This window comes from Pantoea sp. CTOTU46764, from assembly GCF_031974595.1.
In the GTDB taxonomy this organism is placed as follows: Bacteria; Pseudomonadota; Gammaproteobacteria; order Enterobacterales; family Enterobacteriaceae; genus Pantoea; species Pantoea trifolii.
Genome location: NZ_DALYOQ010000089.1, coordinates 1 through 15,941, shown reverse-complemented (window position 1 = coordinate 15,941; position 15,941 = coordinate 1). Strand labels below are relative to the sequence as shown.

Sequence of the window (15,941 nt, the reverse complement as noted above, 5' to 3'; positions counted from 1 at the left end):
TGAGAAAAAAATGGATGAACTATTACCGCTGGTCCGTGGCAGATAGTCAGGTTGTTCATTCACAGGTGTTGCTACTTCAGCCAATTCTGAAAGGCGCAACTGCATTTTATGAACCACTATTGAATTATCTGGTACGCAGGGGGAGAGAATGGAAAAACCGCTAATCGGCAAAAAGATACTCATTGTCGAAGATGAGGTCGTTTTCCGTTCAATGATAGACAACTTATTAACCAGCTTAGGCGCCAGTACGCTTGAGGCAGGTGATGGCGTTGATGGCTTAACGTTATTATCGGCGCAGTCAGTCGATCTGGTTATTTGCGATCTTGAAATGCCGCGTATGGGCGGTATCCCATTCGTTGAGCGTCTCCGTACGCGCGGCAACAATGTGCCCATTTTGATTATCTCCGCCACACAAAATATGGCGGATATCGCCCATGTGTTGCGTTTGGGGGTGCAGGATGTGCTGCTCAAACCGCTCAAAAATCTTGAACGTTTCCGTGAAGCGGTGTTCGAGTGTCTCTATCCTTCAATGTTTACCTCCAAAGTGGAGGAGGATGAGCAGCTCTTTCAGGATTGGGATGCGCTGGTTAGCGATCCGTTGGCGGCCTCTAAATTACTCAAACAGCTCCAGCCGCCGGTGCAGCAAACTATCGCCAATTGCCGAATCAATTACCGCCAGCTCACCATGGCGGAACAGCCGGGTTTAGTGCTGGATATCGCGGCGCTGTCAGATAACGATTTGGCATTCTATTGCCTTGATGTGACACGCGCTGGCGATAATGGCGTGTTAGCCGCGCTGTTGCTGCGTGCCCTGTTCAATGGCTTGCTGCAGGAGCAACTCTCCGGCCAGAAGCAGCGATTGCCTGAATTAAATGGGTTACTACGGCAGGTCAACATGCTGTTACGGCAAGCCAATCTCAGCGGACAGTTCCCGTTGCTGGTGGGCTATTACCATCGCCAGTTAAAAAATCTGATCCTGGTTTCAGCGGGACTGAATGCCACATTGCATATCAATACTCATCAAATCCAACTCAGTAATGGGGTGCCACTTGGTACTATGGGCAGCACCCATCTCAATCAAATCAGTCAACGTGCCGACGCCTGGCAGTGCCATATTTGGGGCGCTGGGGGCAGGCTACGTTTGATGCTATCAGCCGAAGAATGACCCGTCGGATTTAAATTTTCCACGGGTTGAAGACAGGACCAGGGGCAAGCTTTACACTTGGGTAATAGTCCTAAATTCCGTGGATTAACTTCTTCCAGGATAAATCCACCTGATAGTAACTGATATACTCATTTCGTTTTTAAACCGACATATCAAGTATTAACTTGAACGGCCTATTAAGAGAGGTATTTTTGATGTCTGCCTATAAGACTAAAGTTAAAAAAGCGGTAATCCCAGTTGCAGGCCTCGGCACGCGTATGCTGCCTGCGACCAAAGCTATTCCAAAAGAGATGTTACCGCTGGTCGATAAGCCGTTGATCCAGTATGTCGTGAATGAGTGCATTGCAGCAGGCATTAACGAGATTGTGCTGGTTACACACTCTTCTAAAAACGCCATCGAAAACCACTTTGATACCAGTTTTGAGCTGGAATCTATGCTGGAAAAACGTGTTAAGCGTCAGCTGCTGGATGAAATCCAGTCAATCTGCCCTCCACACGTCACCATCATGCAGGTTCGTCAGGGTATCGCGAAAGGCCTGGGCCACGCAGTAATGTGTGCACATCCGCTGATTGGCGATGAGCCATTCGCCGTAATCCTGCCAGACGTCATCATCGATGAATACGAATCTGACCCAACCAAAGACAATCTGGCAGAGATGCTGGCGCGCTACGAAGAGAGCGGCCGCAGCCAGATCATGGTTGAGCCGGTTGCTGATGTAACCGCTTACGGTGTGGTTGACTGCCAGGGTGCCGATCTCTCTGCAGGTCAGAGCGCGCCAATGGTTGGCGTGGTTGAGAAGCCTAAAGCTTCTGAAGCCCCATCAAACCTGGCCGTTGTAGGTCGTTACGTGCTGTCCGCTGAAATCTGGCCACTGCTGGCGAAAACGCCTCCAGGTGCAGGTGGTGAAGTTCAGCTGACTGACTCCATTGCAATGCTGATGGAAAAAGAGACCGTTGAAGCGTATCACCTGAACGGTGTTAGCCATGACTGCGGTAACAAACTGGGTTACATGCAAGCGTTTGTTGAGTACGGCGTTCGCCATCCAGTCCTGGGTAAAGATTTCACTCAGTGGCTCGAAGGCGCGGTAGGCAACAAAAAGTAACTCAATAAACACAGGATAATTCAATGAAAGTCACTGTATTTGGTATCGGCTATGTCGGTCTGGTTCAGGCTGCGGTGTTGGCCGAAGTCGGACATGACGTTCTCTGTATTGATGTCGACGAAAAGAAAGTCGAGAACTTAAAGAAAGGCAATATTCCGATCTTTGAACCGGGCCTGACGCCACTCGTTATGTCCAATTACGAGTCGGGTCGCCTGAAGTTCAGCACGAATGCGGAAGAGGGCGTTAATCATGGCGTGATGCAGTTTATCGCCGTGGGTACGCCACCGGATGAAGACGGTTCTGCCGATCTGAAATATGTGACAGCTGTTGCGCGCACCATCGCGCAGCACATGAACGATCACAAAGTTGTTATCGATAAATCAACTGTACCTGTAGGTACAGCGGATCGCGTTCGTGCGGTGATGACTGAAACTTTGCAAAAGCGTGATGTAAACATCGCCTTTGACGTGGTTTCAAACCCGGAATTCCTCAAGGAAGGTGCAGCAGTTAATGACTGCATGCGTCCTGAGCGCATCGTTGTCGGTACCGATAATGATGAAGTGGTTGAGCTGTTACGCGAGCTATATGAGCCGTTCAACCGTAATCATGATCGTATGATTTTGATGGATATCCGCAGTGCAGAGCTGACCAAATATGCGGCTAACTGCATGCTGGCAACCAAAATCAGCTTCATGAACGAGATCTCGAACCTGGCAGAACGTTTGGGAGCCGACGTTGAGAAGGTTCGCCAGGGTATCGGCTCAGATTCACGTATCGGTTATCATTTCATCTATCCAGGCTGCGGCTATGGCGGTTCTTGTTTCCCGAAAGACGTGCAGGCGCTGATTCGTACTGCTGAGTCAATCGGCTACACTCCGCGTCTGCTGCAGGCGGTAGAAGACGTTAACGATTCGCAGAAGAATAAGCTGCCAACCTTTATTAAGCGTCACTTTGGTGACGATCTGCGCGGCAAAACCTTTGCTTTGTGGGGACTGGCGTTCAAGCCGAATACTGACGACATGCGTGAAGCCTCCAGCCGTGTGCTGATGGAGACACTATGGGAAGCCGGTGCAACGGTTCAGGCCTTCGACCCAGAAGCGATGGATGAAGCGCAACGCATTTATGGCCATCGTAACGATCTGAAGTTGATGGGCACTAAAGAAGCAGCGCTGCAGGGTGCGGATGGCTTAGTTATCTGTACTGAATGGCAAAACTTCCGTGCGCCAGACTTCGACGTCATCAAAAATGCGTTAAAAGAACCCGTGATTTTTGATGGTCGTAACCTGTATGATCCGGAACGTATCAGCAAGCGCGGTTTCACGTACTATGCAATTGGCCGCGGAGCATCAATTAAAATCGTAGAATAATGAGGGATGTATGAAGTTTCTGGTTACCGGCGCGGCAGGTTTTATTGGATTTCACGTCAGTCAACGCTTGCTGGCGGCTGGTCACCAGGTTGTCGGTATCGATAACCTGAATGACTATTATGATGTCAGCCTTAAGCAGGCCCGTTTAGACCAGAACACGCAATATCCTGATTTCATTTTCTTAAAAATGGACCTGGCGGATCGCCAGGCCATTTCTTCTTTATTCGCTGAACATGCTTTTGAACGTGTTATACATTTGGGCGCGCAAGCCGGCGTGCGTTATTCGATCGAAAATCCCCATGCTTATGCCGAAGCAAATTTAATCGGTCATCTCAATATTCTTGAAGGCTGCCGGCATCATAAAATCGGCCACCTTCTGTATGCCTCATCCAGTTCAGTTTATGGACTGAATCGCAAAATGCCTTTTTCAACGGAAGATTCCGTTGATCATCCCGTTTCACTCTATGCGGCCACTAAAAAAGCTAACGAATTGATGTCGCATACCTATTCACATCTTTATCAGCTGCCTACTACGGGATTACGCTTTTTCACCGTTTATGGTCCGTGGGGCCGTCCGGATATGGCGTTGTTCAAGTTTACTCGCGCGATGTTAGCGGGAGAGCAAATTGACGTTTATAACAACGGACAAATGACGCGTGACTTCACTTACATAGATGACATCGCAGAAGCGATCGTGCGTTTGCAGGATGTAATTCCTCAACCGGATGATAGCTGGACAGTTGAAGCTGGTTCGCCTGCAAGCAGTTCGGCACCTTATCGCGTTTACAACATCGGCAATAGCCAGCCGACCAGCTTAATGACCTATATTGAGTCGCTGGAAAAGGCATTGGGCATTGAAGCGAAGAAAAATATGCTGCCGATGCAACCCGGCGACGTGCTGGGTACCAGCGCTGATACACAACCTCTGTATCAGGCGATCAATTTCCGTCCTCAAACTAGCGTTGAGCAGGGTGTACAGCATTTTGTTGATTGGTATCGCCGCTTCTATCAACAATAATTAAGCATTAAAAAAGGAAGCCATTGGCTTCCTTTTTCTTGCCTGGTCAAAGTGAATTAGTAGTGAACTAATTACAATTCTGCGCGCTGGAATGATTACAGTAGGAAATCGTCCAGTTGTTTACCTTGTTCTTCAATTGCTTTTTTAATCACAGCAGGCGTGCGGCCCTGGCCAGTCCAGGTACGGTTTTCACCGTTTTCATCAACATAAGAATATTTAGCGGGGCGTGCAGCGCGCTTGGTTTTACCCGGAACTTTCGTTTCAGATAATGCCTGCAATAGCTCATTTGGGTCGATACCATCGGCAATCAGCATTTCGCGATACTGTTCAAGCTTGCGTGTGCGCTCTGCATTTTCCGCTTGTGCATGAGTATCATCTTCACGACGCTCATTGACCACAACTTCGAGTTTTTCCAGCATCTCTTCCAATGTTTCCAGAGAGCATTCCCGAGCCTGTGCGCGCAATGTACGGATATTATTAAGAATTTTAAGTGCTTCGCTCATTGTCCTAATCTCAAAATATAATAAATGGAGGTTGTTCTGCCGACTCATAATAGTGGTGCAAAAAAATAACTGCAATAGCCGGATTTAAAAGCAAAACGTAAAAAATAAAAATGGAGTGCGATTTTATAACGCTATTCAGAATATATTTACTTATCTGGCAATCTTTTTTAACTGGCTTAGTAGGCTGAACGCTTAGCCCACGCTAACCCTGACGCTTCGGCTTTAATTAAAACGAATAAAATATCGGCTTAATCGCTACTTTGTCAAAACGTGCTCTCTTTATTAGGCGCTATGATATCCATCTTGATGGTGATGTTAATTTGAGCAAATGATAAAAATAATGCATCGCTACAGTTATACAGCTTTATGGTAAACTGCGGCGCAACAGATATAGGCTACGATGAGATTTTCTAATGGCTCAACTTTATTTTTATTACTCTGCGATGAATGCGGGTAAATCAACGGCTTTGCTGCAATCTTCTTATAATTGCCACGAGCGCGGGATTCGATCGCTGGTTTATACCGCCGAGATTGATAACCGCTTTGGTGCAGGTAAAGTCAGTTCACGCATCGGTCTTTCGTCTCCTGCATTTTTATATAACGATGAGACAAGGCTCGATGAAGAAATAGCGGCAGAGCATGCGAAGCAACCCGTGCATTGTGTGTTAGTCGATGAAAGCCAGTTCCTGACGCGCGAACAGGTGAAAGCGTTATCTGATGTTGTCGACAATCTGGATATTCCAGTGCTTTGCTATGGCCTGCGCACGGATTTCCGTGGAGAGCTGTTTGTGGGTAGCCAATATTTACTGGCATGGGCGGATAAGCTGGTTGAGCTTAAAACTATCTGCCATTGTGGCAGAAAAGCCAGCATGGTCCTTCGTCTCGACGCAAAGGGTAAGCCTTTTAGCGAAGGCGAGCAGGTAGTGATTGGTGGCAATGAGCGCTATATATCGGTCTGCCGTAAACATTATAAGCAGGCGATTGATGAAGGTTCCCTTCAGGCGATATATGGCTCACAATCGCCCCAGGCCTAACTCATCAGCAAGCCATAAAAAAACCCGCCGTAGCGGGTTTTTTGTTTAAAAGCGCTTTACGCTTTCTTCATTTTCTTATCAACTTTTACTTCGGCTTTAACTTCTTCAGCTTTCTCATTTAGTGACTCAGAGAATTCACGGCCGTAGAAGGTATCCAGCATGATTTGTTTTAACTCAGCAATCAGCGGATAGCGTGGGTTCGCACCGGTACATTGGTCATCGAATGCATCCTCAGCCAGCTTGTCAACTTTCGCAAGGAAGTCTGCCTCTTGCACACCCGCTTCGCGGATAGAGGTTGGAATGCCCAACTGCGTTTTCATCTCTTCAAGCCAGGCGAGCAGTTTTTCAATTTTCTGAGCGGTACGGTCGCCAGCAGCGGAAAGTCCCAGATGGTCGGCGATCTCAGCATAACGACGACGTGCTTGTGGACGATCGTACTGGCTGAAAGCCGTCTGCTTGGTCGGGTTGTCATTGGCGTTGTAGCGAATGACGTTTGAAATCAGCAGGGCGTTTGCCAGACCGTGAGGAATGTGGAACTCAGAACCCAATTTATGCGCCATTGAGTGACATACACCCAGGAAGGCGTTAGCAAATGCAATCCCCGCGATAGTCGCCGCATTGTGAACACGTTCGCGAGCAACTGGATTTTTCGCGCCATCGCGATAGCTGGCAGGCAAATTCTCTTTCAGCAGTTTTAGTGCTTGCAAAGCCTGGCCGTCAGAATACTCGTTCGCTAATACGGAAACGTAGGCTTCTAGTGAGTGCGTTACCGCATCCAGACCACCGAAGGCGCAGAGTGAACGTGGCATATCCATTACCAGGTTGGCGTCAACAATGGCCATGTCAGGCGTCAGCGCATAATCCGCTAATGGATATTTCTGGCCGGTTGCATCGTCCGTCACCACGGCAAACGGTGTAACTTCTGAACCGGTACCGGAAGTGGTCGTGATGGCAACCATGCGCGCTTTGACGCCCATTTTCGGGAACTTATAGATGCGTTTACGGATGTCCATAAAGCGCAGTGCCAGCTCTTCGAAATGCGTTTCAGGATGCTCGTACATCACCCACATGATTTTTGCTGCATCCATCGGTGAGCCACCGCCGAGTGCGATAATCACATCAGGTTTAAAGCTGTTCATCTGCTCTGCACCTTTACGGACGATGCTCAGCGTTGGGTCAGCTTCGACTTCAAAGAACACTTCGGTTTCAATACCGTGTGATTTGAGTACGCGGGTCACCTGATCCGCATAGCCGTTATTGAACAGGAAGCGGTCAGTAACGATAAAGGCGCGTTTTGCTCCATCAGTTGCCACTTCTTCTAGGGCAATCGGCAGTGAGCCACGACGGAAGTAAATAGACTTTGGAAGTTTATGCCACAACATATTCTCAGCTCGCTTGGCCACGGTTTTCTTGTTGATGAGATGTTTTGGTCCCACGTTTTCAGAAATGGAGTTACCGCCCCATGAACCACAGCCCAGCGTCAGTGACGGAGCCAGCTTGAAGTTGTACAGATCACCGATACCGCCTTGTGACGCCGGTGTATTAATAAGAATACGCGCGGTCTTCATTTTGTCGCCGAAGTAGTGCACGCGTTCGATTTGGTTATCCTGGTCGGTATACAGGCATGAGGTGTGGCCGATACCGCCCATTGTTACCAGTTTTTCAGCTTTATCTACCGCGTCGTGGTAATCCTTCGCACGGTACATCGCTAAGGTTGGAGAGAGTTTTTCATGTGCGAATGGCTCAGATTCATCAACTAGTTTAACTTCACCAATCAGAATCTTGGTAGTTGCAGGCAAGCTAATTCCGGCCAATTCGGCAATCTTGGTCGCTGGCTGGCCTACAATCGCGGCGTTTAACGCGCCATTCTTCAAAATGATATCCTGAATGGCTTTCAGCTCCTTACCTTGCAGCAGGTAGCCGCCGTGGCTGGCAAAACGTTCACGTACAGCGTCATAAGCCGAATCAACCACAATCACGGATTGTTCAGAAGCACAAATCACACCGTTATCGAAGGTTTTCGACATCAGGATAGACGCCACAGCGCGTTTGATATCAGCAGTTTCATCAATCACGACAGGCGTGTTACCCGCACCCACCCCAATTGCCGGTTTACCGGAACTGTAGGCGGCTTTCACCATGCCCGGACCACCGGTTGCAAGGATCAGGTTGATATCGGGGTGATGCATTAACTGATTTGAAAGCTCGACAGAAGGGGTATCAATCCAGCCGATAATATCTTTTGGTGCACCTGCCGCAATCGCTGCCTGCAGCACAATATCTGCGGCTTTGTTGGTTGCATCTTTTGCGCGTGGATGCGGAGAGAAGATAATGCCGTTGCGGGTTTTCAGGCTAATCAGCGCTTTAAAAATAGCGGTAGAGGTTGGGTTGGTGGTTGGAACGATACCGCAGATTAGGCCAATCGGTTCAGCAATGGTAATGGTGCCGAAGGTGTCATCAGTGGCGAGGATACCACAGGTTTTTTCGTCTTTGTAAGCGTTGTAGATGTATTCAGAAGCAAAGTGGTTCTTGATCACTTTGTCTTCAACAATACCCATGCCTGATTCGGCAACGGCCAGCTTGGCGAGAGGAATTCGTGCGTCTGCAGCAGCAAGTGCGGCAGCGCGGAAGATTGCATCAACTTGTTCCTGACTAAAATTAGCGTACTCACGCTGTGCCTTTTTTACACGTTCAACCAGTGCATTAAGTTCGGCAACATTAGTAACGGCCATAGTGCTCTCCTGAAGGAAGTTAAACTCTTTTAGTAAACAAGCCTGAATCCAGAAGTATAGTCACGCTATGCTTATATTTTGGTCAGGTTGGCGACTGTTTTGCCTTTGCTTACTAAAAGGGTTTCCTGGTCAAGATGCTTAAGCGTCAGGAAGTTGTTTCGACGGGGTAAGATTACCCCTGATGGGGTAGGTAAATTTTGATACAGATCAATCCTGATCCAAGCTGACACCTTTCAGCATTAACTTTTGCAAGTAAAGTTAGCGTGATGTGCCACATCTGCGGTACCTGCTGGCTTCATTGCCATAACCCAACTTTAACAGTAGTTGAAAGAACTGACTTAAAGCTTTGCCGGCAGCATAAATTTCTGTTGGCGCCTCTGGTTTTCCGCCCGGCTTATGCACTACATTAAGCGCGTTTTTCTACTCAGACTTTACCGGAGCCCACTTTGAACCCCGTGCTACTTGATCTATCCGGCTACATTAAGTTTTTTGTCGGTTTGTTTGCCCTGGTAAATCCGGTAGGTATCATCCCGGTCTTTATCAGTATGACCAGCTATCAGGGTGTGGTTGAGCGCAACAAAACCAACCTCACCGCGAACCTGGCCGTCGCCATTATCCTGTGGACGTCACTTTTCCTTGGTGATGGCATCCTGCATCTGTTTGGTATTTCGATAGATTCGTTCCGTATTGCCGGTGGGATTCTGGTCGTCACCATCGCGATGTCGATGATCAGCGGAAAACTGGGTGAGGATAAGCAGAACAAGCAGGAGAAGTCAGAGAGCGCCATTCGTGAAAGTATTGGTGTGGTACCGCTGGCTTTACCGTTGATGGCCGGTCCCGGCGCAATAAGTTCAACCATCGTCTGGAGTACGCGTTATCACAGTTGGCAGAACCTAATTGGCTTTAGTATCGCGATTGCAATTTTCGCGTTTTGCTGTTGGCTGCTGTTTCGCGCTGCACCATTAATGGTGCGAGTACTTGGCCAAACCGGGATCAACGTTATCACTCGTATCATGGGATTGTTGTTAATGGCATTGGGCATAGAGTTTGTTGTCACCGGCATGAAATCAATTTTCCCCGGATTACTCAATTAGTAGCCCTTAATTTTTAATCTTAACCTGCAATGCGATCCACAATGGTGCAACGTTAGACTTAATTGCACCATTTTGGTAATTTTATTCATCCTTCTTAACGCATTAACCTCCGCATCACTTTTACTACTAATCCTGATAAACGCATCCAGTAACTCACATTAAATTGTGATAATTATCACAGATAAATACTCTGTAAAATTCTTTCTTATTAGCATGACGGAAAAGTCATTAGCTTGATGATGAAATCATTATGTTGGAATGTGATGGTTTTGCAGTTGTATTCATAAAAATTATAACTTAATAACAATAATGAATAAAATATATGCGATAACGAATTTATATTTATATTAATCAGTGTGTTAATCGTTATTTCATCCTAATAATTAACACTTTTCCTCCCTACCAGAACGTGATAAAAGAGAATCTGCTAACATTTTTGCAGTTTAGCTTTGGCGTGCGGGCATCGGTTCTGATAATTTTCGGCACATCACAAATTTTTTATCTGATAGCGACAAATGTGTACGCTTCTTGCTTAAAGGCTATCAGGCTTATGATTAAGGTTGATATTTGTTGATGAAATGCATGGTAGCGAAAACGGCCATACGTTCAGTGCTTGCCTTATGTCTCACAGGCGCAATGGCCTCAAGCCAGGCAGCACAAATTCCCGCAGGCACTCAATTATCAGAATTACAGCGGATCGTGATTAATAATGGCAGTGAGGTGGCAACGCTCGATCCGCAGAAAGCGGAGGGCGTGCCAGAATCCAATGTCATGCGTAATTTGCTGGAAGGTCTGGTTGAAACCGATAATAACGGTCAGCTTGTCCCCGGTGTCGCTAAGCAGTGGCAAAGCGAAGAAGGGCGCATCTGGACTTTCACGCTGCGAGAAGATGCGCGCTGGAGTAATGGCCAGCCCGTTACCGCCCAGGATTTCGTCTACAGTTGGCAGCGCCTGGCCGATCCCAAAACTGCTTCCCCTTACGCCAGCTATTTACAGGCGGCCCATGTCGCCAACGTTGATGCCATCCTGTCTGGTAAAGCTGCGCCAGCTGAACTCGGGGTTAAAGCCCTCGACGATCGTCATCTACAAGTCACCCTTTCTGAACCCGTTCCCTATTTTGTTGCTATGCTGGCCCACAGTGCGATGAAACCGGTCTATCGTCCGGCGATAGACCAGTGGGGCGAGCAGTGGACGCAGCCGCAACACTATGTTGGCAATGGCGCTTTTACGCTGTCGGACTGGGTGGTGAATGAAAAAATCGTGGTGAAACGCAATCCGCAGTATTGGGATAATGCACACACGGTGATTGAAGAGGGCGTGTTCTTGCCGCTCTCTTCAGAGAACAGTGATATCAACCGTTATCGCAGCGGTGGCACCGATATGACCAACAGTGTGGTGCCGCCGGAGCTGTTTAAAAAGTTACAGCAGGATCTCGGCGATGAGGTCAAAATCAGTCCGCTGCTGTGCACCTTCTATTACGAAATCAACAACAAAAAAGCGCCATTCGATGATGTCCGAGTACGCGCCGCGCTGAAGTTAACCCTTGATCGCGACATCATTGCGCAGAAGATCATGGGCCAGGGGCAAATTCCTGCCTACGAATTGACGCCGCCGTTTACCCACGGTATCACGCTCTCCCCACCGGCCTGGGCGCAACAAACGCAATCCGAGCGTAATGCCAGCGCCAGGCAGTTACTGGCAGATGCCGGCTTTAATCAACAAAACCCGCTGCGTTTTACGCTGTTGTACAACACCTCCGAACAGAACAAGCGACAGGCGATTGCTGCGGCCTCGATGTGGCAAAAAAATCTCGGTGCGGTGGTGACATTACAGAATCAGGAGTGGAAAACGCTGCTGGAGACGCGTCACCAGGCGCAGTATGACGTGGTACGCGCGACATGGTGCGCAGATTACAACGAGCCCTCAACCTTCCTGAATATGCTTTTGAGCGGTTCATCAAATAATACCGCGTTTTACCAAAGTTCGGCGTTTGACCAGTTAATGCAGCAAACATTAACCACTTCAGATGAAGCAAAGCGCGCCGCTCTTTATCAGCAAGCTGAAGCGCAACTTGATAAAGATTCGCCAATCGTACCGGTCTACTACCGCGTTAGCGTGCGGTTGGTCAAACCTTGGGTGGGCGGTTTTACCGGTAAAGATCCACAGGACATGCTGGCGTTGAAATACTATTACATAAAGAAACATTGAGTAATGGACCGATCCGGCGCTACAGTCGGGCGGCACTTTACCGTGGTAAACCCTGAAGGGTGATTAGGGTCTTCGTTCAGACACGCGAAGATCACCTGGAAACGGGGTACGCCGGGCGTTAAATCGACCCGGTAAAGATAATAAAACTGGAGCGTAATAATGAACAACATCACAAAAAAAAGCCTGATTGCAGCGGGTGTATTAGCAGCAATCGGCGCGCTGGCAGGGAATGCCGCGCTGGCCGCAACAGTGCCAGCAGGCGTTGAATTGGCAGCAAAACAGGAACTGGTTCGCGGTAACGGCGATGAAGTACAGTCGCTGGATCCCCACAAGATTGAAGGTGTTCCCGAAGACAACATCGCGCGTGACCTGTATGAAGGTTTGATCACCAGCGACAGCGATGGCAAACCGGTTCCGGGCGTGGCGGAAAGCTGGGAAAACAAAGATTTCAAAGTCTGGACTTTCCACCTGCGTAAGAACGCTAAATGGTCCAACGGTGAACCGGTCACCGCGCAAGATTTCGTTTACAGCTGGCAGCGCCTGGTCGATCCGAAAACCGCATCTCCATACGCCAGCTATCCGCAATACGGGCACATCGTCAACGTTGACGACATCATCGCCGGTAAAAAGCCAACTTCCGAGCTGGGTGTAAAAGCCATCGACGATCACACGCTGGAAGTGACGCTGAGCGAGCCCGTACCGTACTTCTATAAGCTGTTGATCAACTCCGTGATGTCTCCGGTGTATAAGCCTGCTATCGACAAATTTGGCGATCAGTGGACCCAACCGCAGAACTGGGTCGGCAACGGCGCATTCAAACTTGAATCCCACGTGATCAACGAACGCGTAACGCTGGTGCGTAACACGCAGTATTGGGATAACGAGCACACCGTTCTGAACAAAGTTACCTTCCTGCCAATCAACTCTGAAGTCAGCGACGTTAACCGTTACTTCTCTGAGAACGGCAGCGATATCACCTACAACAACATGCCAATCGAGCTGTTCAAAAAATTGCAGCGTGATAACGGCAAAGAGTTGATGGTGAAGCCATATTTGTGCACCTATTACTACGAAATTAACAACCAGAAAGCGCCATTCACCGATCCACGCGTCCGTACCGCGCTGAAACTCGGTCTGGATCGCGACATCATGGTGAACAAGGTTCTGGCACAAGGTCAGCAACCGGCTTACAGCTTCACCCCGCCAGCCACCGATGGCATGGAACTGCTACCGCCGGATTGGTTCAAGTGGGATCAGAACAAGCGTAACGAAGAAGCGAAAAAGCTGTTGGCTGAAGCGGGTTACACTGCGGATAAACCGCTGACCTTCAATCTGCTGTACAACACCTCCGATCTGCACAAGAAACTGGCTATCGCTGCCTCTTCTATCTGGAAGAAAAACATCGGCGTCAACATCAAGCTGGAAAACCAGGAGTGGAAAACCTTCCTGGATACGCGTCATCAGGGCAACTTTGATGTCTCTCGTGCGGCATGGTGTGCGGATTACAACGAACCGACTTCATTCCTGAACATCATGCTGTCTGACAGCAGCAGTAACACCTCGCATTACAAGAGCGCTGACTTCGATAAAGTTATCCACGATGCGGTTAAAGCCACAGACGATAAAGCGCGCGTAGCGGATTATCAGAAAGCTGAGCAGATTCTGGATAAAGACAGCACCATTGTGCCGGTTTACTACTACGTCAATGCGCGTTTGGTGAAACCTTACGTGGGCGGTTATACCGGCAACGATCCGCTGGATAAAACCGTCGATAAAAACCTGTATATCATTAAACATTAATAGCACTCAGGCTATCGATAGTGGCGGTGCTGCGGCACCGCCTTTTTACTTTGTGAAGCAACAGCCTGGTAGGTACGGCAATGTTAAAATTCATCCTGCGTCGGCTCCTTGAAGCCATCCCGACGCTGTTTATCCTCATCACCATCTCTTTCTTTATGATGCGACTGGCACCCGGCAGTCCATTTACCGGCGAACGTGTTCTGTCGCCAGAAGTGATGGCGAATATTGAAGCGAAGTACCATCTCAACGATCCGATTGGCAAACAGTATCTGAGCTATCTGGTGCAGTTGGCACATGGCGACTTTGGTCCCTCGTTTAAATACAAAGATTACTCGGTCAATTATCTGGTCGGCCACGCCTTCCCGGTATCAGCCAAACTTGGTCTGGCGGCATTCTTCCTTGCCGTGGTATTGGGCGTAACGGCCGGCGTGATCGCCGCCCTAAAGCAGAACAGTTTGTGGGATTATGCCGTGATGGGGGTCGCGATGACCGGCGTGGTGATCCCCAGCTTTGTCGTAGCACCGTTACTGGTGCTGGTATTCGCGATTACCTTACGCTGGCTGCCAGGCGGCGGCTGGAACGGCGGCCAATGGAATTACATGTTGCTGCCGATGGTGGCGCTCTCTCTGGCCTATATCGCCAGCATCGCGCGTATTACCCGTGGTTCGATGATTGAAGTGATGCACTCAAACTTCATCCGTACCGCGCGCGCCAAAGGTCTGCCATTGCGCCGTATCGTGCTGCGTCACGCGCTGAAGCCTGCTATGTTGCCGGTGCTTTCCTATATGGGACCGGCTTTTGTCGGCATCATTACCGGTTCCATGGTGATTGAATCCATCTATGGTTTGCCGGGCATCGGCCAATTGTTCGTCAACGGGGCATTGAACCGTGACTACTCGCTGGTGATGAGCCTGACCATTCTGGTTGGCGTGCTGACCATTCTGTTTAACGCGATCGTTGATGTGCTGTACGCCGTAATCGATCCGAAAATCCGTTACTGATTGTGGAGCTCGCCCATGATGTTAAGTAAGAAAAACAGCGAAGCTCTGGATGCCTTCAGTGAAAAACTGGAAGTCGAAGGGCGCAGCCTCTGGCAGGATGCGCGTCGCCGCTTTATTCACAACCGCGCGGCGTTTATCAGCCTGCTGGTGCTGCTGGTGATCACGCTGTTCGTGGTGTTCGCCCCAATGTTGTCGCAATTTAAATATGACGACACCGACTGGGCGATGATGTCTGCCGCGCCGGATACCGTTTCCGGTCACTGGTTTGGCACCGATTCCTCGGGCCGTGATCTGCTGGTGCGCGTTGCGATTGGTGGCCGTATCTCGCTGATGGTGGGCATCGCCTCTGCGCTGATCGCGGTGCTGGTGGGCACGTTGTATGGCTCATTGGCGGGTTATCTGGGCGGTAAAATCGACTCGGTGATGATGCGTATTCTGGAGATTCTCAACTCCTTCCCGTTCATGTTCTTCGTCATCCTGCTGGTGACCTTCTTTGGTCGCAACATTCTGTTGATCTTTGTGGCGATCGGAATGGTGTCGTGGCTGGATATGGCGCGTATCGTGCGCGGGCAGACGCTGGGCCTGAAGCGCAAAGAGTTCATCGAAGCGGCGCAGGTCGGCGGTGTCAGCACCTTCAAAATCGTATTGCGCCACATTGTGCCGAACGTGTTGGGCGTGGTGGTGGTATATGCCTCTTTGCTGGTGCCGAGCATGATCCTGTTCGAATCCTTCCTTAGCTTCCTTGGCCTCGGCACACAGGAACCCCTGAGCAGTTGGGGCGCGTTGCTGAGCGATGGCGCCAACTCGATGGAAGTGTCGCCGTGGTTGCTGATGTTCCCGGCCGGTTTCCTCGTGGTCACGCTGTTCTGTTTTAACTTTATCGGCGATGGCCTGCGTGATGCCCTCGACCCGAAAG

At 49.3% G+C, this 15,941-nt stretch carries 12 protein-coding genes; 10 read left to right on the top strand and 2 right to left on the bottom strand.

The features are described 5' to 3' along the window. The first annotated feature begins 148 nt into the window (after positions 1-148). The 4 genes from rssB to RTM06_RS20930 all read left to right on the top strand — a co-directional run bounded on the left by rssB (position 149) and on the right by RTM06_RS20930 (position 4,653). Positions 149-1,165: a two-component system response regulator RssB gene (gene rssB, locus RTM06_RS20945; RefSeq protein WP_256696579.1), complete on the top strand. Its 1,017-nt coding sequence runs from the start codon at positions 149-151 to the stop codon at positions 1,163-1,165. A gap of 194 nt (positions 1,166-1,359) precedes the next feature. After that, positions 1,360-2,268 (top strand): UTP--glucose-1-phosphate uridylyltransferase GalU, encoded by a 909-nt coding sequence (gene galU / locus RTM06_RS20940; protein WP_008106595.1) that lies wholly within the window; start codon positions 1,360-1,362, stop codon positions 2,266-2,268. Positions 2,269-2,291: 23 nt separating this feature from the next. After that, positions 2,292-3,635: a UDP-glucose dehydrogenase family protein gene (locus tag RTM06_RS20935; RefSeq protein WP_256696578.1), complete on the top strand. Its 1,344-nt coding sequence runs from the start codon at positions 2,292-2,294 to the stop codon at positions 3,633-3,635. A 10-nt stretch (positions 3,636-3,645) separates the two neighbouring features. Next, entirely contained in the window at positions 3,646-4,653 is a 1,008-nt protein-coding gene (locus RTM06_RS20930) for an NAD-dependent epimerase (RefSeq protein ID WP_256696577.1), read from the top strand. A gap of 95 nt (positions 4,654-4,748) precedes the next feature. On the opposite strand, the gene hns is transcribed toward RTM06_RS20930, so the two are convergent. After that, a complete protein-coding gene (hns, locus tag RTM06_RS20925) occupies positions 4,749-5,156 on the bottom strand; it encodes a histone-like nucleoid-structuring protein H-NS (protein ID WP_256696576.1) in 408 nt (135 codons plus the stop codon). Positions 5,157-5,569: 413 nt separating this feature from the next. On the opposite strand from hns, the gene tdk reads away from it, so the two are divergent. Beyond that, complete coding sequence (tdk, locus tag RTM06_RS20920) at positions 5,570-6,190, top strand: thymidine kinase (RefSeq protein WP_312184578.1); 621 nt, start codon at positions 5,570-5,572, stop codon at positions 6,188-6,190. A 56-nt stretch (positions 6,191-6,246) separates the two neighbouring features. Here the strand turns inward: tdk and adhE are convergent, their stop codons facing one another. Further along, complete coding sequence (gene adhE / locus RTM06_RS20915) at positions 6,247-8,922, bottom strand: bifunctional acetaldehyde-CoA/alcohol dehydrogenase (RefSeq protein WP_312184577.1); 2,676 nt, start codon at positions 8,920-8,922, stop codon at positions 6,247-6,249. 446 nt (positions 8,923-9,368) lie between these two features. On the opposite strand from adhE, the gene RTM06_RS20910 reads away from it, so the two are divergent. The 5 genes from RTM06_RS20910 to oppC all read left to right on the top strand — a co-directional run. Further along, on the top strand, positions 9,369-10,016 hold the full coding sequence (locus RTM06_RS20910; RefSeq protein WP_256696574.1) for a YchE family NAAT transporter: 648 nt from the start codon (positions 9,369-9,371) through the stop codon (positions 10,014-10,016). Between the two features lie 573 nt (positions 10,017-10,589). Then, entirely contained in the window at positions 10,590-12,224 is a 1,635-nt protein-coding gene (locus RTM06_RS20905; protein WP_312184576.1) for an ABC transporter substrate-binding protein, read from the top strand. A 159-nt stretch (positions 12,225-12,383) separates the two neighbouring features. After that, positions 12,384-14,024: an oligopeptide ABC transporter substrate-binding protein OppA gene (oppA, locus tag RTM06_RS20900; protein ID WP_008106580.1), complete on the top strand. Its 1,641-nt coding sequence runs from the start codon at positions 12,384-12,386 to the stop codon at positions 14,022-14,024. A gap of 80 nt (positions 14,025-14,104) precedes the next feature. Beyond that, positions 14,105-15,025 (top strand): oligopeptide ABC transporter permease OppB, encoded by a 921-nt coding sequence (oppB, locus tag RTM06_RS20895; protein ID WP_007892378.1) that lies wholly within the window; start codon positions 14,105-14,107, stop codon positions 15,023-15,025. Between the two features lie 15 nt (positions 15,026-15,040). Then, on the top strand, positions 15,041-15,941 hold a 901-nt coding region (gene oppC, locus RTM06_RS20890; RefSeq protein ID WP_312184575.1), incomplete at its 3' end, for an oligopeptide ABC transporter permease OppC.

Bases quoted from the DNA above. Each gene is read 5' to 3' on its own strand.
- rssB (WP_256696579.1), top strand. From the start codon at position 149: ATGGAAAAACCGCTAATCGGCAAAAAGATACTCATTGTCGAAGATGAG.
- galU (WP_008106595.1), top strand. From the start codon at position 1,360: ATGTCTGCCTATAAGACTAAAGTTAAAAAAGCGGTAATCCCAGTTGCA.
- RTM06_RS20935 (WP_256696578.1), top strand. From the start codon at position 2,292: ATGAAAGTCACTGTATTTGGTATCGGCTATGTCGGTCTGGTTCAGGCT.
- RTM06_RS20930 (WP_256696577.1), top strand. From the start codon at position 3,646: ATGAAGTTTCTGGTTACCGGCGCGGCAGGTTTTATTGGATTTCACGTC.
- hns (WP_256696576.1), bottom strand. From the start codon at position 5,156: ATGAGCGAAGCACTTAAAATTCTTAATAATATCCGTACATTGCGCGCA.
- tdk (WP_312184578.1), top strand. From the start codon at position 5,570: ATGGCTCAACTTTATTTTTATTACTCTGCGATGAATGCGGGTAAATCA.
- adhE (WP_312184577.1), bottom strand. From the start codon at position 8,922: ATGGCCGTTACTAATGTTGCCGAACTTAATGCACTGGTTGAACGTGTA.
- RTM06_RS20905 (WP_312184576.1), top strand. From the start codon at position 10,590: ATGAAATGCATGGTAGCGAAAACGGCCATACGTTCAGTGCTTGCCTTA.
- oppA (WP_008106580.1), top strand. From the start codon at position 12,384: ATGAACAACATCACAAAAAAAAGCCTGATTGCAGCGGGTGTATTAGCA.
- oppB (WP_007892378.1), top strand. From the start codon at position 14,105: ATGTTAAAATTCATCCTGCGTCGGCTCCTTGAAGCCATCCCGACGCTG.